17 protein-coding genes, 17 tRNA genes, 2 rRNA genes and 1 pseudogene (1 of these 37 only partly in view) are annotated in these 24,506 nt (G+C 41.7%); 5 read left to right on the forward strand and 32 right to left on the reverse strand.

Features of this window, described 5'->3' with window-relative positions; genetic code table 11:
- Window positions 1–112: 112 nt before the first annotated feature.
- From ACWPWY_RS07410 to ACWPWY_RS07420, 3 genes are read right to left on the reverse strand one after another with little or no spacing between them, the layout of a single operon-like run.
- On the reverse strand, window positions 113–1,492 hold the full coding sequence (locus tag ACWPWY_RS07410) for a PTS transporter subunit EIIC (protein ID WP_454191092.1): 1,380 nt from the start codon (window positions 1,490–1,492) through the stop codon (window positions 113–115).
- Between the two features lie 18 nt (window positions 1,493–1,510).
- Window positions 1,511–2,857 (reverse strand): glycoside hydrolase family 32 protein, encoded by a 1,347-nt coding sequence (locus tag ACWPWY_RS07415; protein WP_454191093.1) that lies wholly within the window; start codon window positions 2,855–2,857, stop codon window positions 1,511–1,513.
- A 53-nt stretch (window positions 2,858–2,910) separates the two neighbouring features.
- Window positions 2,911–5,103, reverse strand: a complete 2,193-nt coding sequence (locus ACWPWY_RS07420) for an alpha-galactosidase (RefSeq protein WP_454191094.1) — start codon at window positions 5,101–5,103, stop codon at window positions 2,911–2,913.
- A 176-nt stretch (window positions 5,104–5,279) separates the two neighbouring features.
- Here ACWPWY_RS07420 and ACWPWY_RS07425 point away from each other — a divergent pair, with 176 nt between their 5' ends.
- The gene (locus ACWPWY_RS07425; RefSeq protein ID WP_454192829.1) at window positions 5,280–6,113 is read left to right on the forward strand and encodes an AraC family transcriptional regulator; all 834 of its coding nucleotides are present in this window, start codon (window positions 5,280–5,282) and stop codon (window positions 6,111–6,113) included.
- Window positions 6,114–6,347: 234 nt separating this feature from the next.
- Here ACWPWY_RS07425 and ACWPWY_RS07430 read toward each other — a convergent pair whose 3' ends face one another.
- The 5 genes from ACWPWY_RS07430 to nfsA form a co-directional block, all read right to left on the reverse strand.
- The gene (locus ACWPWY_RS07430; protein ID WP_454191095.1) at window positions 6,348–7,229 is read right to left on the reverse strand and encodes a phosphotransferase family protein; all 882 of its coding nucleotides are present in this window, start codon (window positions 7,227–7,229) and stop codon (window positions 6,348–6,350) included.
- Window positions 7,230–7,413: 184 nt separating this feature from the next.
- Entirely contained in the window at window positions 7,414–8,286 is an 873-nt protein-coding gene (locus tag ACWPWY_RS07435) for a hypothetical protein (RefSeq protein ID WP_454191096.1), read from the reverse strand.
- 546 nt (window positions 8,287–8,832) lie between these two features.
- Window positions 8,833–9,936 (reverse strand): Gfo/Idh/MocA family protein, encoded by a 1,104-nt coding sequence (locus tag ACWPWY_RS07440; protein WP_454191097.1) that lies wholly within the window; start codon window positions 9,934–9,936, stop codon window positions 8,833–8,835.
- Between the two features lie 74 nt (window positions 9,937–10,010).
- A complete protein-coding gene (locus tag ACWPWY_RS07445; protein WP_454191098.1) occupies window positions 10,011–10,436 on the reverse strand; it encodes a MarR family winged helix-turn-helix transcriptional regulator in 426 nt (141 codons plus the stop codon).
- Between the two features lie 31 nt (window positions 10,437–10,467).
- Complete coding sequence (gene nfsA / locus ACWPWY_RS07450) at window positions 10,468–11,208, reverse strand: oxygen-insensitive NADPH nitroreductase (RefSeq protein WP_454191099.1); 741 nt, start codon at window positions 11,206–11,208, stop codon at window positions 10,468–10,470.
- 201 nt (window positions 11,209–11,409) lie between these two features.
- Between nfsA and ACWPWY_RS07455 the strand changes: the two genes are divergently transcribed.
- On the forward strand, window positions 11,410–11,772 hold the full coding sequence (locus ACWPWY_RS07455) for a winged helix-turn-helix transcriptional regulator (RefSeq protein ID WP_454192830.1): 363 nt from the start codon (window positions 11,410–11,412) through the stop codon (window positions 11,770–11,772).
- 307 nt (window positions 11,773–12,079) lie between these two features.
- Window positions 12,080–12,628, forward strand: a complete 549-nt coding sequence (locus ACWPWY_RS07460) for an NAD(P)H-dependent oxidoreductase (protein WP_454191100.1) — start codon at window positions 12,080–12,082, stop codon at window positions 12,626–12,628.
- Window positions 12,629–12,711: 83 nt separating this feature from the next.
- On the opposite strand, the pseudogene ACWPWY_RS07465 reads toward ACWPWY_RS07460, so the two are convergent.
- A pseudogene (locus ACWPWY_RS07465) lies at window positions 12,712–13,064 on the reverse strand (winged helix-turn-helix transcriptional regulator).
- A 151-nt stretch (window positions 13,065–13,215) separates the two neighbouring features.
- Window positions 13,216–13,647 carry an Lrp/AsnC family transcriptional regulator gene (locus ACWPWY_RS07470; protein ID WP_454191101.1) on the reverse strand — a complete coding sequence of 144 codons (432 nt, stop codon included), beginning with the start codon at window positions 13,645–13,647 and terminating at the stop codon, window positions 13,216–13,218.
- A gap of 160 nt (window positions 13,648–13,807) precedes the next feature.
- Here ACWPWY_RS07470 and ACWPWY_RS07475 point away from each other — a divergent pair, with 160 nt between their 5' ends.
- Window positions 13,808–14,860, forward strand: coding sequence for an oxidoreductase (locus ACWPWY_RS07475; RefSeq protein ID WP_454191102.1), 1,053 nt, complete (start codon window positions 13,808–13,810; stop codon window positions 14,858–14,860).
- Window positions 14,861–15,141: 281 nt separating this feature from the next.
- Window positions 15,142–15,897 (forward strand): YqjF family protein, encoded by a 756-nt coding sequence (locus ACWPWY_RS07480; RefSeq protein WP_454191103.1) that lies wholly within the window; start codon window positions 15,142–15,144, stop codon window positions 15,895–15,897.
- Window positions 15,898–16,328: 431 nt separating this feature from the next.
- On the opposite strand, the gene ACWPWY_RS07485 is transcribed toward ACWPWY_RS07480, so the two are convergent.
- The 22 genes from ACWPWY_RS07485 to ACWPWY_RS07590 all read right to left on the reverse strand — a co-directional run.
- Window positions 16,329–17,453 carry an ABC transporter permease gene (locus ACWPWY_RS07485; protein WP_454191104.1) on the reverse strand — a complete coding sequence of 375 codons (1,125 nt, stop codon included), beginning with the start codon at window positions 17,451–17,453 and terminating at the stop codon, window positions 16,329–16,331.
- On the reverse strand, window positions 17,450–18,583 hold the full coding sequence (locus ACWPWY_RS07490) for an ABC transporter permease (protein WP_454191106.1): 1,134 nt from the start codon (window positions 18,581–18,583) through the stop codon (window positions 17,450–17,452). Before ACWPWY_RS07490 ends, ACWPWY_RS07485 begins: the two co-directional genes overlap by 4 nt.
- A gap of 20 nt (window positions 18,584–18,603) precedes the next feature.
- A complete protein-coding gene (locus ACWPWY_RS07495) occupies window positions 18,604–19,536 on the reverse strand; it encodes an ABC transporter ATP-binding protein (protein WP_454191107.1) in 933 nt (310 codons plus the stop codon).
- A gap of 918 nt (window positions 19,537–20,454) precedes the next feature.
- Window positions 20,455–20,525 (reverse strand) — tRNA-Gly (locus ACWPWY_RS07500).
- Window positions 20,526–20,534: 9 nt separating this feature from the next.
- Window positions 20,535–20,608 (reverse strand) — tRNA-Pro (locus ACWPWY_RS07505).
- A 9-nt stretch (window positions 20,609–20,617) separates the two neighbouring features.
- Window positions 20,618–20,697 (reverse strand) — tRNA-Leu (locus ACWPWY_RS07510).
- Window positions 20,698–20,727: 30 nt separating this feature from the next.
- Window positions 20,728–20,804, reverse strand: a tRNA-Arg gene (locus ACWPWY_RS07515).
- Between the two features lie 12 nt (window positions 20,805–20,816).
- Window positions 20,817–20,888, reverse strand: a tRNA-Gly gene (locus ACWPWY_RS07520).
- Window positions 20,889–20,898: 10 nt separating this feature from the next.
- Window positions 20,899–20,979: transfer RNA gene (locus tag ACWPWY_RS07525), tRNA-Leu, on the reverse strand.
- 10 nt (window positions 20,980–20,989) lie between these two features.
- Window positions 20,990–21,065 (reverse strand) — tRNA-Lys (locus ACWPWY_RS07530).
- Between the two features lie 11 nt (window positions 21,066–21,076).
- Window positions 21,077–21,151, reverse strand: a tRNA-Gln gene (locus ACWPWY_RS07535).
- A gap of 20 nt (window positions 21,152–21,171) precedes the next feature.
- A tRNA-His gene (locus ACWPWY_RS07540) sits at window positions 21,172–21,247 on the reverse strand.
- A 37-nt stretch (window positions 21,248–21,284) separates the two neighbouring features.
- Window positions 21,285–21,359 (reverse strand) — tRNA-Trp (locus ACWPWY_RS07545).
- Window positions 21,360–21,365: 6 nt separating this feature from the next.
- Window positions 21,366–21,451: transfer RNA gene (locus tag ACWPWY_RS07550), tRNA-Tyr, on the reverse strand.
- Window positions 21,452–21,460: 9 nt separating this feature from the next.
- Window positions 21,461–21,536, reverse strand: a tRNA-Thr gene (locus tag ACWPWY_RS07555).
- 133 nt (window positions 21,537–21,669) lie between these two features.
- Window positions 21,670–21,743, reverse strand: a tRNA-Met gene (locus tag ACWPWY_RS07560).
- A 10-nt stretch (window positions 21,744–21,753) separates the two neighbouring features.
- Window positions 21,754–21,829, reverse strand: a tRNA-Val gene (locus ACWPWY_RS07565).
- Window positions 21,830–21,837: 8 nt separating this feature from the next.
- Window positions 21,838–21,909, reverse strand: a tRNA-Glu gene (locus tag ACWPWY_RS07570).
- Window positions 21,910–21,911: 2 nt separating this feature from the next.
- Window positions 21,912–21,987 (reverse strand) — tRNA-Asn (locus tag ACWPWY_RS07575).
- Window positions 21,988–21,991: 4 nt separating this feature from the next.
- A tRNA-Ala gene (locus ACWPWY_RS07580) sits at window positions 21,992–22,067 on the reverse strand.
- 48 nt (window positions 22,068–22,115) lie between these two features.
- Window positions 22,116–22,232: ribosomal RNA gene (gene rrf, locus ACWPWY_RS07585) — 5S ribosomal RNA — on the reverse strand.
- A 254-nt stretch (window positions 22,233–22,486) separates the two neighbouring features.
- Window positions 22,487–24,506, reverse strand: a 23S ribosomal RNA gene (locus ACWPWY_RS07590); it runs 1,028 nt beyond the window's last position.

Here is a 24,506-nt window from a genome sequence, read left to right on the forward strand (position 1 = left end):
GAAATATGGGTTAGCTTCATGTTGATTATGTGTTCTTATCCTCCGAAATATCGGACGATTATAATTCCTATGGTTGCATCTTTTTCTCCACTTAGAAATGTGCTTTGTTCCACTATTTCTTCTCGACTTCTCGAAATCCAATCGTGTAAGTCAATACAAAAGCAACAGAGAAAGCGACTAAATTAACAAGAATGTAAAGTGGTAACTGGTTGTTCAGATAAAGCAGCATCCCTGGAATGCCTGTCAGAGCCATACCCGTTGCTTTAAGATGTAAAATGGAGGCCAAGAAGCCTCCGACTCCCCCGCCAATCATGGACATAATAAATGGTTTTACTAGCGGAAGTGTTACTCCGAAAACGGCAGGTTCCGTAATACCGAGTGCTGCAGAAAAGCTGGATGGATAAGCCACTTGCTTGAGCTTCTGAGATTTGGCTTTCATTGCTACCGCGAGAACGGCACCCGCTTGAGCCACATTTCCGGGTGAAATCGGATTCAACATATTCCATCCGGTTTGGGTCAGCATATTAATCTCCAGGAAACTAATAATATGATGAATTCCAAAAATACCTAATAATTGACTAAAGCTTCCGTACAGAAGTCCACCAAGACCAAACGGTAATAGTAATAGGAATTCAACACCATGTAGTACAAGAATTTTGATTTCATGGAAGATAGGTCCGATCATGAATAACGCCAAGATAATAGACGACAACAGTGTTAGGAACGGTGTTAAGATTAAATCTAGTGAATTAGGAATTTTTGTGCGCAAGAACTTTTCTATTTTTGATCCGATGATCCCTATAATAAATGCTGGCAGAACAGATCCCTGGTAACCCAACACTTTAATGAAGCCAAAGAATAATAAAGGATCTGCTACATTCTGACCAACGTCATATGCATTAGGTAAGCTTGGATTCACCAGCATTAGACCAAGGACAATACCGATGACAGGACTTCCTCCGAAAACCCTGAATGTTGACCAACAGATTAGAGCAGGCAAGAACGCAAATGCCGTGTCTGTCAAAATTTGAGTAAAAGTCAATAATTGTTCGGGAACGCTTTCAGTTGTCAAGCCAATCAAATTCAAGATCGCTTCTTGAGTAATCAAGCTTCGCAAGCCCATGAATAGTCCGGTTGCAACCAGAACAGGGATAATGGGGACGAAAATGTCCCCGAAGAGCCTTACTGCACGTTGGAAGCGCGATCCTTCTTTTTTAACAGGAGCATTGCTCTTCTGTACCTCTCCATCCATTAATTTCATCACTTCTGCATGAACCTTATTAACTAAACCCGTGCCTAGAATGACTTGATATTGACCAGAATTGAAAAAACTTCCCTTGACCTCGTTAAGATTCGAAATTTCATCATCGTTAATTTTCTCTTTATCTACAGTAACAATTCTTAATCTCGTTGCGCAGTGCTCTACGGAGTGGATGTTCTCCTTCCCACCTACTCCTTCAATTATCTTTGCGGCTAGTTCTTGTTGGCTCATATGTAACTCTCCTTACCTTTATATGGGGTAATAATTCAATTGATCATCCATCTTCAATCCAGCATAACTCACCTGTACGTTTGCTTTCTCAGTGAAATACCGAAGTGAAAATACAAGTTCTCCGTCATTAACAAAGATCTCAAGAGAAGAGTTGTCGCTAAACATGCGAAGATCAGTTAACAAGGATACTTCAGCTTCTCTAGATTCTTTTTCATGCGTAACCCAGTTCATTCGTGATACGGTCAAACGATTTGTTTTGTCGCAATAATATATTTCAACAGCACCGTTTCGAAGCGATATTCGAAATTCACTTTGGCTATCGGTTGATCTTTGTAGCCCCATTTCAAACCTACCGCTTTCCAATTCAAATTCCCCGTGGGCTGAAGTGTAGGTTCGAATTCCTTTTCTTAATTGATCCAATTCCTGAATGGGGCGCTGCTTCAGTGTTCCGTGCTCCCATGACAAGACGCGTGGTAAAGTTAAGGAATGTAAATAACCATATTCTTTGGTAGGACACAACCGTTCTTCTTCATCCGACATTCTGGACATCCATCCCACCATGATTCTTCGTCCCTGCTCATCAACAAAGGTCTGCGGAGCATAAAAATCAAATCCTGAATCCATTCGGATAAGTGTGCTAGCTGGCTCGAACTGTTTGGTCGTTTCGTTAAAGTGGCCAGACAAGTATCCCGCATAGCTGGTTATTTCCGCAACATGAACTCCTGCCTCAGGTATACTTTGAGGACAACATACCAAAATATCTATCTGATCATGAAGAGAAAATAAATCCGGGCATTCGCACATGTTATCCAACTGTTGATCATACAAAATACGTTCGTAGGTCCAATCCGTCAAATTTTCGGAAGAAAATAAGGCAACCGCGCCTCTTCGTTCCTTCGTTTGGGCACCTACGACCATCCACCAATGCTCATTTCCTCTCCACACTTTAGGATCCCGAAAATGCTCAGTGAATTCCGGCGGTGTTTCAATGAAGGTGTCTTCCTTAACGAATGTTTGTCCGTTCGATGATTTACTAATACACTGATAGCTTTTTCTCACGCCATCGTTCTTCACATTGCCGGTGTAAAAAACGAACATTTCCCCTTCATGTTCAATTGCACTACCCGAATAAACCCCATTTCGATCCTGTTGCCTGTCGGGTAATATCGCAGAACCTTGACTCTTCCAATGAATCATATCGGTTGAAGTGAACAAGCCCCACTCTTTGTAAGAGTGATCCGTATTAAAACGGTTCCATTGATGGAAGAAATAATACTTCCCTTGAAATTGTATCAACCCATTAGGATCATTGATTAACCCGATTCCGGGTTCAATATGATAAGCCATCTTGTATGGATTACTCAAAAACATCCCACGCTCCTTTATCTGTTCATTTCTAATCGATGTGAATCATGTAGTTAGAATTGCACTTTACGGAAGATCCATAGCCTGCTGATAAAATCACTTTTTGTTGCTTTGATTGTTATACCCGCATACATGAGTTCGTCGCCTCCGAAAATTTCTCCGGTTTCGGTATTTTGGTACCGGCTGTCAGGACACAAGCCTTGGCATTTTATTGTTTTAGCAGGTGGTGATGGCTCCGAAAGTACTTTGAAGTAACTGAGTACAACCTCGGTTCGATCTTTGGAGACAAAGTTCCACGCAGCTTCATTCCCTTCATAAGGACTTGAAATTCTGTAGAAGTCTCCGAACTGAATTAAAAGACGAATGGATTTGTACAACTCAACCTGTTGTTTGATAACTTCTTTTTCGGTAGCGGTTAATTTCGTCAAATCTAGCTCATATCCAAAATTGCCTGCCATCGCTACATGACCTCTGGTCTCAAGTGGCGTAATCCTTCCTACCTGATGATTGGGTATGGACGAAACGTGTGCGCCCATCGTAACGGCCGGAAACAACATGCTTGTACCATATTGAATTTTCAAACGGGAGATGGCATCCGTATTATCACTTGTCCACGTTTGCGGCATGTAATAGAGCATCCCCGGGTCATAGCGTCCTCCCCCGCTTGAACAGCTTTCAAATAGTACGTGAGGGAACCTTGCCGTAATCTTTTCTAGTACCTCATACAGACCCAACATATAGCGGTGAGCTGTTTCACGCTGTCTACTAGGTGGCAGTGCTGCTGAACCAATCTCTGTCATGTGACGATTCATGTCCCATTTCACGTAGGTGATAGGGGCACTGGACAACACTTTAGATAGAGCTTCTACTAAATAATCACAAACATCTTGCCTTGATAAATCCAACACAAGTTGATTTCTTCCGAGTGTTCTTGGACGATTTGGGACATGCAGGCACCAATCTGGGTGTGTTCGGTACAGATCACTATTCATGGACACCATCTCCGGTTCAAACCAAAGTCCGAATTCCATACCAAGGTCACGGACACGGTTGGCCAGATCTTGTAATCCATTCGGCAATTTATGCCGATTTACGAACCAATCGCCTAATGAGCTTTTACTATCATTGCGATTCCCAAACCAACCATCATCTAGAACAAGTAACTCAATGCCAACTTGTTGTGCCTCTGTGGCGATTCTCATTATTTTTTCTTCGTCAAAGTCAAAGTAAGTGGCTTCCCAGTTGTTGATCAGGATAGGTCTTGGTTTATCCCGGTATTCTCCCCTGCACAACCGTTCTCGGTATAAGTTATGGAATATTCGGGACATCTCGCCTAACCCATCAGGTGTGTACACCATTACGACTTCCGGAGTTTGAAAACTCTCTCCAGATTCCAACAACCAAGAGAACTCAAATGGGTTTATGCCCATGGATACTCGGGTGTTTTGATAAGGGTCAACTTGAACCTGCGCTGTAAAATTACCACTATACACGAGGTTGAATGCATATGTTTCACCATGATTTTCATTCGTGTCTTTGCGAACCAATGCTAGGTAAGGTGCATGTTGTGGACTGCTAGCGCCCCGGCTGCTCTCCGCCATTTGTATGCCAGGTTCAATGCTGCGTCTTCGTATGTTTTTCTCATTTTGAGGTGCCCCTGCTAGTGTGATCAATTCGAATTCATCATCAGGGAAATCCACGCTCATGGATAAGGCACGAAGCAGTTTTACGGAATTTGTACCGTTATTGATAAGCAATACGGAACGAGTGATTACATCACGATCCTCATACAGACTGTAGGTCAGTTCCAAGGTCATGTTGAGAAAAGGATCTTCCATCACGATTACCAATGTTTCAGCTTCGTGATCTTCGTCAACATACGTAGATGGTAACCCTTTCAATTTCGGCTTGCCTTGATATGTTCTGTACTCTTTATAACGGAAATCCGATACCGTAGAACCGTCAGGTTGCTCAATTTGAAAAGCCGGAATCCGAAAATCTCCTTTTCCATAGGAAGGATATTCCTGCGGTAACGTATCTAACGAAAAAGTTCGGTCATTAGGATCCGGGTTCGGCGAGAATACTCGATCTTGGAAAATGAGTTCATTGCTGCTGTTATAATGTTGAATCCGCCTTCCCCAATACCGATGAGCGAGGTACCCTTCTCTGACGATCTGGATCACATAACTTGTTTTCTTACCTCGTAAATGAAACAGACGCTTTTCATTATCAATTAAAATGCTCATAGCTCCTCCTAACCCCTCATGTTGAATTCAGATCTCCAAATAGGTCGATTTGAATGTCTCTAGTTGCTTAATACATACATATGTTAATCTTTTTTTAGGTTAACTTATATGGCAGCATGTAGACTTCCTATGTTTCGATGTGATAACTTTTGTTCATAACATATTGAGGTGAGATGATGTTTTTGAACTTTTCCAACGATTTTCGCACTAACTTAGATTTAAATTTATACACTTGTGGCAGAGAGTCTTGTCCAAAAAAATATTCCTACGGTCCGGCCATTCGAAGCGGCTATATCGTTCACTTTATTGTAAAAGGAAAAGGTACATATAAAACGCAGGATAAGGTATATCATTTAGAGGAAAATCAAGCATTCTTAATTGAGCCGAACCACTTGATTTACTATGAAGCTGACGAAGAGGACCCATGGGAATACATATGGGTTGGTTTTAACGGAGTGAAAGCGAAAGAGTACTTGAAAAGGTCAAGCCTGTCCTTAAATTCACCCATATTCGAGATTCCAAACGAAAAACACAGGCTTGTTCAGTTAATGAACCAAGTTATAGAGGCATCGAAATCCAAATCTAATAAAGACCTGCTTTTAACCTCCAGGCTATATGAATTCATGTATGAATTATGCGAGACTTATGCAAATCTACAGATTACTAACGAGGATAAGCAACAAAAATACATCGAAGATGCTGTACTTTTTATTGAACAAAATTATTCGCATCATGTGAGCATCCAAGATATAGCCAAGCATGTTTCCATTGATCGTTCATACCTTCATCGCCTATTCAAAAAATACCTGGATAAGTCTCCTCAAGAATATTTGCTACAATTGCGGTTGGATAAAGCATGCCAACTTCTCAGTGAAACGGACCTGAGAATCGGGGATATTTCCAGATCTGTGGGCTATACGGATGTTCTGTTATTCTCAAAAACATTCAAGAAGCGTAAGAACTGTTCACCTTTGTACTACAGAAAAGAAGGGCAGTCCATAACCAAGTAATAGAATCATCTTTTGCAGCAAAATGTTAGTGCACCGAGACTCCTCATCGTTCTCCACTATTTGGCATTCCCCCTAGACAAGAGGAAGACATCGGGTAAGCTGGATGTAATCTTGTTGAATAGAGGGGATTTTTCATGGAAAATAAAACAACCGTTCCCCAATTGAATACCGAGAAACGGTTGTAGCTATCTAAATATACTTTTACCTACGAAATAAGTTGGTCTGTCCGATAACTCAACAACTTACGTTTTTATGTAATATAGCAATATTTTCCTTAAGGAACGCTCTGTTTTTCTCAATTCCTCTATTTTCACACCAGGCAACAGCACTAAAAGCATCGTAAAAATCATAAAAAGGCAATACTGTTTCCAAATCGATCATAGGACGAATTGTGGAATACCCCTCTGTATAAGGAGTTTTGCTTTGGTGATTCGCTTCCCAAACATATCGATTAATTTTAGTGAAGTCTATTTCCGAAGATCCACCCCGAGCACTTTCAAAATCAATAATTCCAACAACCTCATTATTATTAATGAGTATATTACCTGGTCTAAAGTCCATATGTACAACACAAGGGCCATCAGGTTGTGGTAAAACGGAAAAGGCAATCTCAAAGTGATCCATACACTTTTCGTAAAGCTTTCCCTCAAGGACTTCCGCAGCAGGTTCTTTATACTTTTCAAAGTTGTTTCTTATATAAAGCCTCCAATTGTTCTCATTGGTAAATTGAAAACCGTCTAAACCTTGAGCGCCATATCCAGGCATTTTAGTTTCATGCAGCTTTGCATGAAATACGCCCATTTGGAATGCTAATTCATCGTTAATAGCTCCTGCACACGGCATGCCTTTCATCTCCGATAAAAGTAACGCACCCGAAATTATGTCATCCCCACTCCAGAAGTCTAACACTTTTGGAACCGGTATTACCTCTCTCAACATTTCTAGCATACGATACTCGCGATATAGTTTATCTCTGTTATAGGGGACCTTCGCATATACACTTTCTCCATTCGTAAGAGTAAGCTTGTATACTTGTGAACTAAAAGACTCAGGGACATTGTTTACACTTAAAACACTAAGGTTAAATTTATCTATGATCGTTTGTACTAAGTCCAAATCGCACCTCGTTTGTTAAGGATGAGATAGTAATCAGTTACCTATGTTTTTCTGCATATTATCGAAAAGTCCTGCCCGTTAGGATAAAAGAAAAAGCAACCGGTCTTTTGATCGGCTGCTTAGTTGCTGATTGGGAAGTTACGTTTTTTGTTAGTTTAATTTTTCATTAATCTGTCCAGACAGATTACCAGGTCGATAGCTCCGTCCTTTTCCAGTTGTTTTCGGCAACACACACATATACGTGGTTATCATCCCACGCCATCTGTCCCTGGCTACAAGCACTACTAGACGAAGCAGGCGTATATTTGTTGCGGATACGAAGTTTGTCCCCGTTGATATCGAGTTTGGTATCGGGATCATTCGTGCCAATCCCGATATTACCATTGGTGCGTTGTATACTGAGAGGGGTATCAACCACTTCACCATCATCACTGTAACGGACAAACTGTAGATTGGATCCCGTATTATCACCCGATTCTTCTGAACTATCTGCCCGAACGACCCATCTTGGTGTCGTCTCATTTTCCTTACCAGAAACACTTAACTCGATATCTCTATTCGACTCCTTTTCCCCAGCTACTCGTAACACTCCGTTCATCACATTAAAGTTGGATGAATGGGTACGTATCTCGCTTATATCCGTATCGAATGGAATCTCAAACCGGGTGAACAGCTGGTTGGGATATTGACCATTCGGTGACATTGTCGTCTCAAACGAGATATGCTTATGGTCATGCTGTTCTGGATTGTTTGCCTTATCGTGAGAAATAATCGCTGTCTTGTTCCTACCAGCCTCATCGAGCCAGACGATCGCGGGCTTGGCTCTCTCCGCCGTCCATTGTAACCGGATGAGGTCTGACTGATGTCCTTCCTGCTCAATCCACTTCTGGTCCGTGGACAAATGCAGCCGATCATTGTGCGGGATGATGATGTCGTTTCCTTTTTGCTCCGCTTGTCCAAGCGACGTCTCCTCTCCCTGCTTCTGTTCCGTACACCCTGCACCAAGCAAGCAAATGCCCCCTAATATAACCGTTACTGCCATTGTCCTTAATTTCATTTGGTGTTTTCCTCCGTTTTATCGATATGAATTGACTTCATTTCGTATTTATGTACAAAAAAGACCTTGTCTGATCGTAGTATATACAACACGCTACGTACACCCATTTCAGCAAATTTCCCGAAAAAATGATTCTTTTCGTCTATAAAATCCCCGCCAAAATTTGTCGATGCCCGTTACTATAGGACTTACATTAATGTGAATCGCTCCAATTTCCATTTAGATAATTTTCGATTCGTTTATGGTCCTTAACTCGGGACAAGAACTTATGTCATTAAAATAAAAGTCCGCTAACAACGATACTTATAATGGGACCGCCATGTATAATCACGCTAGCTATACCTTCCATGTGATTGAATGATAGATAGGTAATAACAAAGCTACTTTTATAGGATGCTATACCAATAAAATAATCGAATAAAAATAAAAAGCAGCATTTTGGATTCCTTCCAAAATGCTGCTTTTTTATCAACTAACGTATCTCGTTAGCTTATTAGAGAAAGTAATGTTTACATGTGGATGTTGGTTTATCCTAATAAGTGTAGCTTATAAATACTGTCGTTCTCCAGTTTCGGCTGCTTTCTCTACTGCATCTAGTAACTTATGAAGTTGAACCGCATCGGTAAAACTTGGCGTTAAAGATGTTCCTTCTTCTATATCTTGTGCGAACTTATGATAAGCTTGAGCAACATTAAGAACAAGTCCTGAGTCCTCTTTCAGGGAATTGGGTACCGAGTAATAGGAATCTGGAATTGTTAATTCACGAAGCTCTTTGTCATCTGGTCCTGCACCCCATAATTGGTGTGATCCGAACTGAATGGTCACAGGTGCACTCAAGACAATTGTACCCTGATCTCCAAAGATCTCAAGCGTAACTCCTGTCTGATGTTTAACTCCACCTTGAATATGAATACTGGCTGCTGCCCCGTTAGTCAATTTACCTGTAATCAGTATTTGATCATCCGTTGTCTTCTTAATGACTTTTTGGGTATCCACCAATTTGACTTCAGAAAACTGTTGAGCTGTAACGGCGGAAAGTTCAGTAAAGTCTCCAAGAATATAGGTAAAGGCATCCACATTATGTCCACCTACAATGGTGAGCAAGTTCCCCCCGACCTTCCGGTCAAATAAATACGCAGTAGACTGATCTCCTTCTCCACCCATTCCATTCATTGAAATCTTGAGATTAGCAGACAGTACTTTTCCAATATAACCTTCAGCCAATAAATCTTTCACATAACGAATGGCGGGAGCTTGTCTGGCCTGCAATCCTATCGCATTTGGCACATGGTGAGATTCTACCCATTTCTGCATTTCGAGTGCTTCCGTCGTATTAGATCCCAGTGGCCATTCACAATATATCGCTTTTCCAGTAGGAACAATGGTTTTTACCGCATTATAGTGATCTTTGACGTTTATACTAACGACTACCATGTCCACATCCGGATGGTTAGCCAAATCCTCCATTTTATCAAAGCTGTGTTTTGCCCCGAAGGCTTCGGCACTCTTTTTCGCACTTTCTATATTACTTGTTCCGACGGCAGTGAGCTCATACTCATCTAGATGTTCTATCGCTGGAATGTGTGTACCTCTTGCCCATCCGTTATTAATTGAACCTCCGATAATGCCCGTACGTATTTTTTTACTCATATAAACCAGCTCCTTCTTTGAAGTATTCTTACCTATTACTTAGTATGCTAAATATATAGCCAACAAAAGGAGAACTATCGTATATTGCTCTCCATTTGTTGCATTAATTGTCTTAATACCCGTCGTTCTTCCGTGGAAATGGATTGAAGTAATTTTTCTTGCTGCTCTCTCCATTTGCTCTCCACTGGTTTCTCTAACTCTTTTCCTTTATCTGTGAGGAAGATCCGCATTACTCTTGCATCTTGTTCATCTTTTTTGCGATATATAAACCCATTCTGCTCGAGTGATCTAACCATATTCGTCACGGTAGGAGGTTCACAATGTAAATGTTCACATAGTTGCATTTGTGTAATTCCATCACCTAACCACAAACGATACAGTAGATTATCTTGCCCAACATAGAGATTAAGCTCCCTTAAGGATTCACTGTAATTTCTACGCATTTGGGAGGAGATACGATGTAACAACTGACGAATATCACAATCGACTGCATCTGTCATGAATGCGCCCTCTTTCGAATTGAAAAGAAACTTATTTCTTTGCAAATCCCTGTTTATTCAAATATTCCATCATTTCAGGCTGAATACTTCTTTGGAGATGATCCTGGATATGGTCACTCCATCCTTTTACTTTTTTCACGGTGAAAGGTGCCTTAACCGGACGACTCTCATAATACTTTCTCATGGTTTCATCATAGACGGATAATTTTTCATTATCAAGTGACTGATACTGATTTTCTAGTAAGACCATGGATTGCGGCAAGCGCGGCTTAAGTTCGGGTTTATCACCAGCTGGGCTCCCCAAGCATAATCCCACCAAAGGAATTACATACTTCGGTAAATTTAACAACTCCGATAATTCGTTAATATGAGATCTGACCGCACCAATAAACACACCACCAAGCCCCATGGATTCCGCTGCTGTAAGAGCATTTTGTGCCATCAGACCAGCATCAAAGGAACCGATTAATAGAAACTCAATATATTCTATATCTACATCTGGGGCAATTTGATGATTTCGGTTGAAGTCTGCACAAAAAACCCAAAACTCTGCTGCTTCTTCGATATAAGGTTGATCCATACAGAGATGCATTGCCTTTTTTCGTACATCTGAATTTGTAATTCGAATAATGGACACGGCTTGAAGAAGACTGAAAGATGAGGTTTGATTGGCTGCTTTAAATATGGCCTCTCGTTGTTCCTCTGTCATAGGCTGATCGGTAAAAGAACGTACAGATGTATGGTTATGAAGTAATTCTAGCGTGTTATTCATTACATGCTCTCCTTCTTTCTGTAAAGGCTTAGAGTTAGTTAACCTTTTGATGTTATAATAATGCTTAGCTTATTAAATAAACGGTGATTAAAATGGTCTGTTTCATTGACATCGTCATCATAAATTCTTTTGTTGGATTTGCAAAGAGGGCAATATTAATGAACATAGTACATCTTTCTGTACTTTTAGATTAGGAGTGATATCGTGAGGGTTTGTAATGAAGGATTTGATAAGGAGTTTATAATTGAAAAAAGGGATATGTACGCGATAGCCTTTACACAAAATGTTCTTTCAGGACGTTGGAAATACTTTATATTATGGTACTTAAAAGGAGAAACACGTCGTTATACAGATATAAAAAAATTTCTTGGTGGATTATCACAGGGTTCTCTTACAAAGCAACTTAAGGAGCTAGAGAATGATGGAGTCATTAAACGTACTGTTTATCCGGAAGTCCCTCCGCGAGTAGAGTATTCGTTAACTGATAAGGGAAATAAACTACTTCCGATCCTTGAGAAGATGGAAGACTTCGGCAAGGAATTTGGAGAACCATTACATTATTAAGAATTTATAAATTAGAGAAAAAGCAGCCGTTCGGATGAATAGTTGCTTTTTTTGGTTCCTGTTGAACTAACGTTCCCTATTAGCTTAACGATTCCCAGTTTCATTATCTCGAATGAATAAACCTTCTTGTCTACAAAGAATTCCGTTCTTTCATGGGTCTGAAGATTATATTAATAACATTTAGTATCTAATCTCAGGTGACAATCACCTCTATGACAGTACCTGTAGTAAAGGTGCGTACTTACATCTTCACTGTGCAATCTTTATACTCAAACAGAGATAAGATTACATGGAGGAGGATAAAACTTTGAAAACTCTTGTTATCGTAGCACATCCAAGCATAGAAACATCCGTCATAAATAAACAATGGGTCGAAGAACTCAAAAAACATCCCAAAAAGTATACTGTTCACGAATTATATAAGGTATACCCTGATGGGAATATAGACGTGGAAGAAGAACAACAATTGGTTGAAACGCATGGGAATCTTGTTTTGCAGTTCCCTATATATTGGTTTAATTGTCCCCCGCTCCTTAAAAAGTGGCTCGATGATGTTTTAACTTACGGTTGGGCATATGGTTCAAATGGAGGTGACACTTTAAAGAATCGTAAAGTTGCTTTAGCCGTGTCTGCCGGTGCTAGAAAAGAAAACTATAGTGAAGCTGGAAAATATGGTTATACCCTTGAACAATTATTGAGTCCTTTTGAATCTACCTTTCTATATTGTAATGCAAACTATCGTTCGTTCTTTGCCTTTTATGGTAAAGAAAATGAGCCTGGTTCAGAAATGGAACCTTCTACAACGCAATTGGAAAACAGTTCGATAAACTATTTGAATTTTATTGATCACCTTTAAAGTTAGATTTATAAAAACTTTTATAAAAAAAGAAGTATTTCCTTGTTAGGAGATACTTCTTTTAGATATAGATATAGCTATATTCACCGCTGTACCTCCTCGAGAGTGGAATTATTATTCTTCACTCCCCATTCGCACATCATATTTAACAATGGAATGAGAGAAAGACCGCGTTCATTAATGAATACTCAACTTTTGGAGGTACTTGTGGGAATTCCTTGCGAATGATAAGGTCATCAGCTTCCAGCTCTTTTAACATGATACTTAACGTTTTAAAAGATATGGTGCCTATACTACGTTTCAACTCATTAAACCGTACAACTTTATTTTCTGACAGCCAATACATAATAATCATCTTATATTTACCGCCTATTAAGGACAACGTATATCCAAAGCCAGTGTCCTTTAGGATCACGCCAGTCGGAACAAGGAACACAAGTTTCACTCACTAGTAGCACTCTCCCTTTTGTATCATTACCCATAATTTGATTAATGATATATTCATTCGCACGTTCGCCTCAAAAAAGATGCTATTTCTAGTCCTTCATAATTTCCCTAATCTAACCTGCTCCGAGATCCTATTTATCCTAAATATCTGGAGTAACCTTATTATGTTCGATTGGAGAAGAAAGAACAATTAACGTTGTCGAGTCTCCGTACTTACCCATTTCATTAATAACCGTTTGGATCGATTTCAAGGATTCGCTAACCACCTTAACCAAGAAATTGTACTCCCCGCTTATACGGTGAAGTTCCAGAACATCAGGTGAATCTTTACAATGATCAACAAAACTTTCGCAGTCTTTCGTGTGGAATAATATGTAGGCTACAATCGATTTATTCATTTTTTCAAGTGAAACTACCGCACGATAATGATCAATGATGCCTTTCTCCTCCATCCTCCGTACTCTTTCTGTCACTGCTGGTTGCGATAGGGCAACGGTTTTTCCTAGGTCCGTCATCGAAATTCTTGCTTGATCTTGAAGAATCATAATAATATGTTTGTCCAACTCATCCATCAAAACTAATCACTCCGTTATTTTTAATGTCTAATGATTATATTTCAATAATATTATAGGCCAATATATTATATTAACTTTAATCTCTCATGTGAAAGAGTTCTATTCCATTATACAATTATTTGGTTACCAAATTCTTAAAAATAAGGGAGGAATATAAATGGAGTCAAATGTTCTGCTTGAAAGAATTACGATTGGAAATTGGTTGCTTCAATCACGTGTAGTCATGGCGCCTATGACCCGTTCCTTTGCCGATAATGAGTCTGGGGTGGTGGGTTCCGATGTCGTAGAATACTACCGTAGACGAGCAGCCGATGGTGTCGGCCTGATCATTACGGAGGGCATCAACCCAAGTCCAAGGGCCAAAGGTACCTACGGTATCCCAGGGCTGTATACTAAAGAACAAATCCAGGCGTGGAAAAAGGTTACTGATGCGGTCCACCTGGAAGGCGGGACAATCATTGCGCAACTATGGCATGTTGGGAGGCTCACCCATACTGAATTAACTGGAGGTTATCCGCCTCAAGCGCCATCACGCATTCCAGCAAGTGGACTTGTTCATCGGCTACGCAAACCTTTCGGAATACCTGAGGAAATGTCTCAGGAAGATATTCTAGAAGTGATAGAACAACATGCAACAGCTGCGAGAAATGCCATGATTGCCGGTTTTGATGGAGTTGAAATTCACGCAGCGCATGGATATTTAATTGATCAGTTTAATTCAGAGGTTACAAATACGCGGACAGATAAATATGGTGGGGACTTATTTCAGCGTTTAACATTCATGAAAGAGCTACTAACTGCAGTTGTTACAGAAATAGGTGCGGAGAGGACCGTCGTACGTTTTTCCGAAATAAAGGACGATATTCCGAATTATACGTGGGATAATCCGGAAGAAACAATAGCCGCCTATATTCATATTTTTAGGGAAATGGGTCTTTCCCTCCTTCACCCATCAACTAATGAGTTCACAAAAATTTTCACTAACGGAATGACATTCCATCAAACCGTGCGCAAATATTGGAATGGAAACATCATTGGAGTAGGGAATTTAGATTTTATTTCTGCTTCCACCGCAATAACTGAGGGAACGATGGACTTGGCTGCATTCGGGCGTCCACTTCTCGCGAACCCAGATTATATTCAACGAATAAAATCCGGAATTAGCATGACACCCTATGTGGCTTCCCTTCATCTAAAGTATCTGATTTAATTCGTCTTTAAAAAACTATATCACTCCACGTTTTATCAGAACAATGTCATCTTTCCCTTTACGATTATAAAATGCTACCGATTCGTAGGTATCATTTCTGCTTTTTGCATTGAATTCTTAGCACTTAACTACCATGATATTCTTTATTCACCCTGCTCTATGCCATTCTATATGTGCGAGTGATTATCGTTGGTTTATGCGACAGCATCCAAGCAAATCTCAAAAATCAGGGTAATACTATATGTTGGAATCACTTCGGTATATGAGAGGAGTCATTTGATATGAACCATAAAGAGATTTTGTCGCATACGCAACATCGGCCGTTTCCGGTTCCGAAAGGGCCTTGGCTGATGAAACAGGGATGGAATGATTTGTTGTGCGCCCATTGGCCGGTAGATACTCAAGACCTGCTCCCCCTCATTCCGCGCGGACTGGAATTAGAGATTTGGGAAGGTAAACCATGGATTAGTATAATTCCGTTTCGATTAACGCCCTTGCGCGTTCGAGGTGCACCACCTCTTCCCTTTGTTAATGATTTTCTTGAGCTTAACGTTCGAACGTATGTGACCCGAAACGGGAAACCGGGTATTTTCTTTTTTAACTTGGAAGCTTCCAGCAAACTTGCTGTAGCTGGTGCGCGTGCGTTAGCTCACCTTCCTTATTATCATGCAAACATGTCTATTCGCTACGATGACCAAGATTCAATCCGTTATGAAAGTGTTCGTGAACATCAACATGCCGACGATGTGGTATTTAAAGGTACGTATAAACCTTTGAGCGATCTAGTTATCCATGCTAAGCCCGGTACGCTTGTTCATTGGCTCACAGAACGTTACTGCTTGTATACGATAAATCCGAGCGGAGAGATCCTAGTCGGGGATATTCATCATTTGCCATGGCCGATTCAAGAAGCGGAACTTCAACTGGATACGAATACGGTGACGAATTATCATGGGATTGAGCTTGCTGACGCTCCTTCTATAGTGACTTATTCAAAAAGACTTGAAGTATTATTCTGGGCCCTGAGAAAGTGTTAAACCGTTTTATTTGCATATCAAACGACTCTATTTATGACAAGAAGAGCCCGAATTAATTATCATATTCAGCCGTCATCTAACTCAGATTTTATGTCCATTTAAGAAAATATTAGAATACTTCATGCAATTTCTGTCCATACGGTTATACAAATATTATCCGGTTTGAATGAGGTATTAATTCATAAACTTATTGAACTGATACCCCTTCTATTTTAATCAGATGTAATTTATGATCACTTCAATTAGTAGCTTACACTTTTCGACCAAACAAAAACCCTTCAAGTTATCTCTCAAATCATTAGACATGAGAGCATTACTATAAAGGGTTTTATTCTTCTTGTGTTATGAGGTTAGAGTAGTATTTGAAATGGTTTTTACTCAGGCTCTATTTTAATGAATATACTCATTCTCGATGGAAGGTTACAAGTTATTTATCTCACCTTTTCTGGCTTAAATGTAAACGACACGATCAATAACAATGCCGAAAAGGCAATTAAATAGGACAATTCAAATAGGGCACTGTTTAGACCTTTACCATACAACACTGTCTCTCCCGCTTGTAAAAACCAAGTTGTCGGCACAAAATCGCCAATTCGTTGCATAAACTCTGGCATAATTTCTCTAGGCCAAAAACATCCACCGAGCATCAGCATCGGGATATTGACCAAAGCCGTTAGCGAACTCGCCATCAGTGCGTTTTTTGAAAATCTGCTGATCGCAACGCCAATGGCTACGCAAGCAAGAGCGAACGCAAGACAAACCGCGATGACTTCCAGTTGCTGAGTTAGCGTCGATCCATAGGATATATCGACTAGTACCGGTAACAAACTGATTAACACTACAACCTGAATGGCTGCAACCAGGAAGCTGGCTATCATATGTTGTGAAAAATAACGGGAGCGTGTCAGTGGTGTTGCGGTAATTCGATCATAGACTCCGGTTAGCTTATCTTCTAGAATCAAGCTTGTGGAAAAGGTAATCAAAAACAACATACCAAACGCGATGTAACCCAAGGACATAACTGCTGTGTTTACATCTTTTTCAGAGATTCCAGTAGAAAAGCTCTTATATTCAGCAGCAAATACATTTTTATTGTAAGCTTCCATTCCCTTATAAAATGCATCTTCATTCCCGTTTGCAACTGTCGCAATTTGTTTCGCTGAGGATATGTAACTCGATACGTAAACTTGAACAGGTTTCGCCACATTGGAAGTCTCAAGGGCGTAGCTTAGAGTAGAAACATCTTTTCCTTCAAGCATTTCTGCAGTAAATCCCGATGGAAAAGTAAAAGCGCTGTCCAGTTTCTTGTTTACTATCAAGCCTTTCACATCGTCACTTGGGGTTAGTAATGTTACATTGTATTTTTCCTTCATATCCGATATAAGATCCAATATGAATGGGGATGAATCCTGGTCCAGTATGCCTACATTATATTTTACATCTTTGGTTACCGTCGAAATCAAAAACATATTCAGCAGGATCGGAATCACAAGCATAAATAAGATGTTTATAGGTTTTCGAAATATCCGTTGTATGCTGTTGTATAAGATCGTCATGCTCTCTTCCTCCTTGAAACTACAATGCTGATTACCGCAAATAACATCGTGATAGCCAACATCTGTCCAATATTTACAAAAGCAGAACCTAGCTCGTCGTTATATACAACATTGAATATCGCTGATTTTGCATAATAGCTTGGGGAAATTGCTGCGAAAGCTCCAAAATCAATAATAATAAAGCCGCCAATAAGAAAGGTTGATCCAAGAGTTACTATATTGGCAAGGGAGTCGGCTTTTACGGAATCCTTTATGATAATGGTTAACAGGCCGCCGAGCGTCGTGGTTAATAATGAGAACACAAAAACGATCAAAACGATGACAGCAAAATTATCTCCCCAATCAACGTCGTATACATATTTGGTAAACAGGATAATTACAATGCCCTGCAAGAAGGTAACTAAGGAAAGACCTATTGTTTTGCCTAGATACTGTTCAAAAGGTCTAATCGGTGAAAGCTTGAGCCGATCACCTAATGTACCTAAATAGTCCTCACCCATTCCTGCAGCGCCGTATTCCTGACCGCGCATCAGAAACATCAAAAGCATTGCAATGGCGTAATATCCCATGGCTGTCGCCGATTTGGAATCGGTTAGAGGCTCTTCTATCAAACTGGTACCCGAATTCACTTGATCGATTTGCAAATTGCCCGACATGGTGGCGACTACGCCAGCGGTATTCATACCATTAACTAGACTATCCACGACATTTCGCACAACTGTTGTATCTACGCCAGAAGATTTGGCCAGGTATACTTCCACTGTTTTGCTTAATCCATCCGCTTCCCCGTGGTTCGAGAACCCTTCAGGAATATAGATAAACGCATCTGCTTCTTCGTTATTTAGGATCTCTCGTCCCTCATCAAGAGAAAGCACCTGATTGAATTCTGCTAGTGAGCTAATTTCTTCCGCACCGATCATAGAACTAATGAACATTTCACCAAGTTGACCAGAATCTTCATTGCTATAAACAACCTTTACTTTATCTAGAGAGGTGACATTAAATTGGTCTTTAAACGCAGTGCCTAATATTAAAATAATCAACAAAAAACTGAGCAATCTAATAAAAATCGGTTTCGGGTCAATCAAGATCCGCTTTGCCGAATAAAAAATTTGAGTGATTATATTCATCGTTTCACCACCGTCTCGGATTAGTCTCTCAGTTTTTTACCAGTCAACTGCAAGAATACCGTTTCCAGATTCGGTTTTTCCAGCGTCATGGTCTTAATTTTAAACTCTTTCCGGATCAGATTTTCCAAAATCCCCGTAACAAACTGCTCATCTTTTTCCAAATGAATGTCGAGTACTCCGTTTATGTTGTTGCAGGCAGTGACGCCTTCCGACTCTTTTATCACTGAAACGGCTGCGTCCGTATTCGATGCAAGCTCCAGACTTAAGCGATTTCCCGTTGAAATAGAATCAATCAGCTCATCTATGCTTCCTAGTGCGATTACTTTTCCGAAATCCATAATGGCAACTCGTTCGCAGATGGCCTCGATCTCTTCCATGTAATGTGTTGTATAGATGATGGTCATCCCATTTTGATTCATAATTTTAATCGATTCTAGAATATTGTTACGTGATTGGGGATCTACTCCGACCGTTGGTTCATCCATAAAAAGAATACGCGGCTTATGTACAATCGCACAAGCGATGTTCAGACGTCTCTTCATACCACCCGAAAAAGTCTTAGTAATACCTTTTTTTCTGTCCCATAGTCCAGTAAACTCAAGTGCTTCCTGCACGGATGTATGTAACTCTTTGCCCCGCAATCCATACAACTTACCCCAGTACGTTACATTATCGATGGCGCTCAAGGTTTCAAAAAAAGCTAAGTCCTGCGGCACATATCCGACAGATCGTTTGATTTCTCTAGCATGCTTGGAAAAATCCTTACCAAACATCTTCACTGTGCCATCGTTGACTTTTAACAAGCCCAGCAATGTATTCATCGTTGTTGATTTTCCTGCACCGTTGGGACCCAGCAGTCCAAATATTTCACCTTCATTAATACTCAAATCAACACCGTCTACAGCTGTGTAATCTTTGTACCTTTTTACCAGACCCGTTACTTCTATGATCATCCTAATTCCCTCCTCAAACGTTTTCAGTGCGTGATTGATAATATCTACAACATACAGGGATTTTCAGTGATAAAAGAGTGTTCTCCATCATTTCCTTAATTTCACACTGCTTGTATCCTGAACCTCCCATTCATATCAAAACAATTACGCATACGTACGACTTTGTTCATCATTTCTAATTCATAACATGGATATGTGAATCCATAAAGAGCTTGCGCGAGTACCCCATTCGTCATAGAGGGGACACTCGCGCATTTTCTATTACCATTATGAATTCTTAAATCTGATATAAGAAATTTGGTTAATTCGATATCGTCTTAGTATTATGTACTATACTTAGAGTCATTTTGATTAATGCTCATGCTGTAGCATTATAACACAAGAATATACAGAGGATAGAATTCGAATGTGAAATAACAAAAATAACCTCAGAATATTTTCTTGTGTTATAAACCTAAAGATTAAATGTAGTATTTTTTTACAATGGTATTGATTTAGAATTGAATGTAGTTTTTTCTTTTAGGGAAGTGGATTTGATGGATATGTGAGAAGTAATTAAGTACAGTTATATTTAACTATTATGAAATATTCATATGGTGTGTTTTTCATATATAAGCATAAAAAAAGCCTTATAGATAAGTTGAGAGACTAGAAAAAATATTAATAACATCTATCATCCAATAATCTGCTGGCTGTTCTAACCTACTTGTTTTTTTTGCGCAGCAACTAAGATGGCTACCTTCTTTTCTTCCTCTGTCAGATCGTAATGCCTAGCTTGTTCCGTGTTTTACAACTGTTAAGAATCTTCGAATACAACACTAGCTGAAAAAGAACAACTCAAATAGTTCATTACTTACTCTCTTGTAAATGTAGAAATAATAAAAACCCCTTCGCTTTCGCGAAGAGGTTTACGAATGAAGCGGGTGATGGGAATCGAACCCACGCTATCAGCTTGGAAGGCTGAAGTTCTACCATTGAACTACACCCGCGTATAAATATCGGGATGACACGATTTGAACATGCGACCCCCTGGTCCCAAACCAGGTGCTCTACCAAGCTGAGCTACATCCCGATATATAAATGCCGGTGAAGGGACTCGAACCTCCACGGTTTCCCTCACGATTTTGAGTCGCGCGCGTCTGCCAATTCCGCCACACCGGCTTGTTGCTTATTTCTTATTTAAAAATATAATGGCGCGCCCTGAGAGATTCGAACTCCCGGCCTTTTGATTCGTAGTCAAACGCTCTATCCAGCTGAGCTAAGGGCGCAAAAAATATAAAAGCGGACGACGGGAATCGAACCCGCGACCCTCGCCTTGGCAAGGCGATGCTCTACCGCTGAGCCACGTCCGCAATTAAAGGATGCGCGTGAAGGGACTCGAACCCCCACGTCAAAGACGCTAGATCCTAAGTCTAGTGCGTCTGCCAATTCCGCCACACGCGCATATAAATGATGGTGAGCCATGAAGGGCTCGAACCTTCGACACCCTGATTAAAAGTCAGGTGCTCTACCAACTGAGCTAATGGCTCGTACTAAAAAATGGCTGGGGATATAGGATTTGAACCTATGCATGACGGAGTCAAAGTCCGTTGCCTTACCGCTTGGCTAATCCCCAACAGCGATAAGTTGTATAAATGGGGCGATCGATGGGACTTGAACCCACGAATGCCGGAGCCACAGACCGGTGCGTTAACCCCTTCGCCACGACCGCCATAATATTCTTTATCATGATACTAAAATTGTAAAAATGGCAGGGGCAAAGAGGAATTGAACCCACACCAACGGTTTTGGAGACCGTTGTTCTACCTTTAAACTATGCCCCTAAAAACTGGTGGAGGATGATGGATTCGAACCACCGAACCCGTAAGGGAGCAGATTTACAGTCTGATGCGTTTGGCCACTTCGCTAATCCTCCATATGAAACTGGTGCCGGCGAGAGGACTTGAACCCCCAACCTACTGATTACAAGTCAGTTGCTCTACCAGTTGAGCTACACCGGCTAACTGTTTTAATTATAACATACTCCATATGATTGGAGCTAGGAAAAAGTGGTTGAATTGACAGAGTTACAAACCACAATATCTTGCATGACAGGCACAAATATTGCTTCTACCACATTTCCAAGTACTACAATTGCGGGGGCAGGATTTGAACCTGCGACCTTCGGGTTATGAGCCCGACGAGCTACCGAGCCGCTCCACCCCGCGATATTTGATATGGTGGAGATTGAGGGGATCGAACCCCCGACCCTCTGCTTGTAAGGCAGATGCTCTCCCAGCTGAGCTAAATCTCCATATAAAGTGACCCGTAGGGGATTCGAACCCCTGTTACCTCCGTGAAAGGGAGGTGTCTTAACCCCTTGACCAACGGGCCGCTGGCTCCCCGAACAGGACTCGAACCTGTGACAACTCGATTAACAGTCGAGTGCTCTACCAACTGAGCTATCAGGGAATATTGGTGGAGCCAAGCGGGATCGAACCGCTGACCTCCTGCGTGCAAGGCAGGCGCTCTCCCAGCTGAGCTATGGCCCCTAATCGTTAAATAAGTAATTCAGCAAAAAATAACCCAAAAGGGTATTCGCTTGGCGGCGTCCTACTCTCCCAGGACCCTGCGGTCCAAGTACCATCGGCGCTGGAGGGCTTAACGGTCGTGTTCGGGATGGGTACGTGTGGAACCCCTCCGCTATCGCCACCAAACATGATTTTTGCGCTGTGATATCTTCAGTGAATACTCACCAGCAAAATATCAGACCTTAGAAAGGACATGCGACTTAAAAATCTTCAGAAAATCCATTCGCTCTTCGCGTTTACTTGGGTTCAACATGGAAGTGTGAATCAAGAAACAAGCGTCAGGTTCTCCTCAAGGATTTGCTCCCTGAAAACTAGATACGAAACGTTTTTTTACGATTTATAGCATATGCTTTCGAAGTAGCTTTCCTTCAGAAAGCTTTTAGGATAAGCCCTCGACCGATTAGTACTGGTCAGCTCCATGCATTCTTTGCACTTCCACCTCCAGCCTATCTACCTCGTCGTCTTCAAGGGGTCTTACTAATTGGGAAATCTCATCTTGAGGTGGGCTTCGCGCTTAGATGCTTTCAGCGCTTATCCCTTCCATACATAGCTACCCAGCGATGCTCCTGGCGGAACAACTGGTACACCAGCGGTATGTCCATCCCGGTCCTCTCGTACTAAGGACAGCTCCTCTCAAATTTCCTACGCCCACGACAGATAGGGACCGAACTGTCTCACGACGTTCTGAACCCAGCTCGCGTACCGCTTTAATGGGCGAACAGCCCAACCCTTGGGACCTACTTCAGCCCCAGGATGCGATGAGCCGACATCGAGGTGCCAAACCTCCCCGTCGATGTGGACTCTTGGGGGAGATAAGCCTGTTATCCCCAGGGTAGCTTTTATCCGTTGAGCGATGGCCCTTCCATGCGGTACCACCGGATCACTAAGCCCGACTTTCGTCCCTGCTCGACTTGTAGGTCTCGCAGTCAAGCTCCCTTGTGCCTTTACACTCTGCGAATGATTTCCAACCATTCTGAGGGAACCTTTGGGCGCCTCCGTTACTCTTTAGGAGGCGACCGCCCCAGTCAAACTGCCCACCTGACACTGTCCTCGCACCGGATCACGGTACCAAGTTAGAACCTAGATACGATCAGAGTGGTATCCCAACGTTGCCTCCACACAAGCTGGCGCTCATGCTTCTTAGGCTCCCACCTATCCTGTACAGATCGTACCCAAATCCAATATCAAGGCGCAGTAAAGCTCCATGGGGTCTTTCCGTCTTGTCGCGGGTAACCTGCATCTTCACAGGTATTAAAATTTCACCGGATCTCTCGTTGAGACAGCGCCCAAGTCGTTACGCCATTCGTGCGGGTCAGAATTTACCTGACAAGGAATTTCGCTACCTTAGGACCGTTATAGTTACGGCCGCCGTTTACTGGGGCTTCGGTTCATAGCTTCGGATTACTCCCTAACCACTCCCCTTAACCTTCCAGCACCGGGCAGGCGTCAGCCCGTATACTTCGCCTTGCGGCTTCGCACAGACCTGTGTTTTTGCTAAACAGTCGCTTGGGCCTTTTCACTGCGACCCCCTCGTGCTATTCACACTACCGGGGTACCCCTTCTCCCGAAGTTACGGGGTCATTTTGCCGAGTTCCTTAACGAGAGTTCTTCCGCGCGCCTTAGAATTCTCTTCTCACCTACCTGTGTCGGTTTACGGTACGGGCACCTTCATCTGGCTAGAGGCTTTTCTTGGCAGTCTGAGATCATGACCTTCGCTACTGTAATTTTCACTCCCCATCACAGCCCAGCCTTACGATGTGCGGATTTGCCTACACATCAGCCTCACTGCTTGGACAGACATCCATCAGTCTGCGTCACTACCCTACTGCGTCCCCCCATCGCTCGTAACGATTTACGGTGGTACAGGAATTTCGACCTGTTGTCCTTCGACTACGCCTTTCGGCCTCGCCTTAGGTCCCGACTTACCCTGAGCGGACGAGCCTTCCTCAGGAACCCTTAGGTTTTCGGCGGATCAGATTCTCACTGATCTTTTCGTTACTCATACCGGCATTCTCACTTGTATGCAGTCCAGCAGTCCTTCCGGTCTACCTTCAACCCGGCATACAACGCTCCCCTACCCCTGAATCGACTTCACTCCGCCTTCGAAGTGTGTCTATCCCCTAAGAGCATTGAGTCATCCTTCATTTCAGAAGAAGTCTGACAAAAATGTTCATTCAGTTTCCACTACCTCAAAGAAGCAGTGAAGTCGATTCAAGCCATAGCTTCGGTGGTGTGTTTAGCCCCGTTACATTTTCGGCGCAGAGTCACTCGACCAGTGAGCTATTACGCACTCTTTAAATGGTGGTCGCTTCTAAGCCAACATCCTGGTTGTCTGTGCAACTCCACATCCTTTCCCACTTAACACACTTGGGGACCTTAGCTGATGGTCTGGGCTGTTTC

Source organism: Paenibacillus sp. Marseille-Q7038, assembly GCF_965111595.1.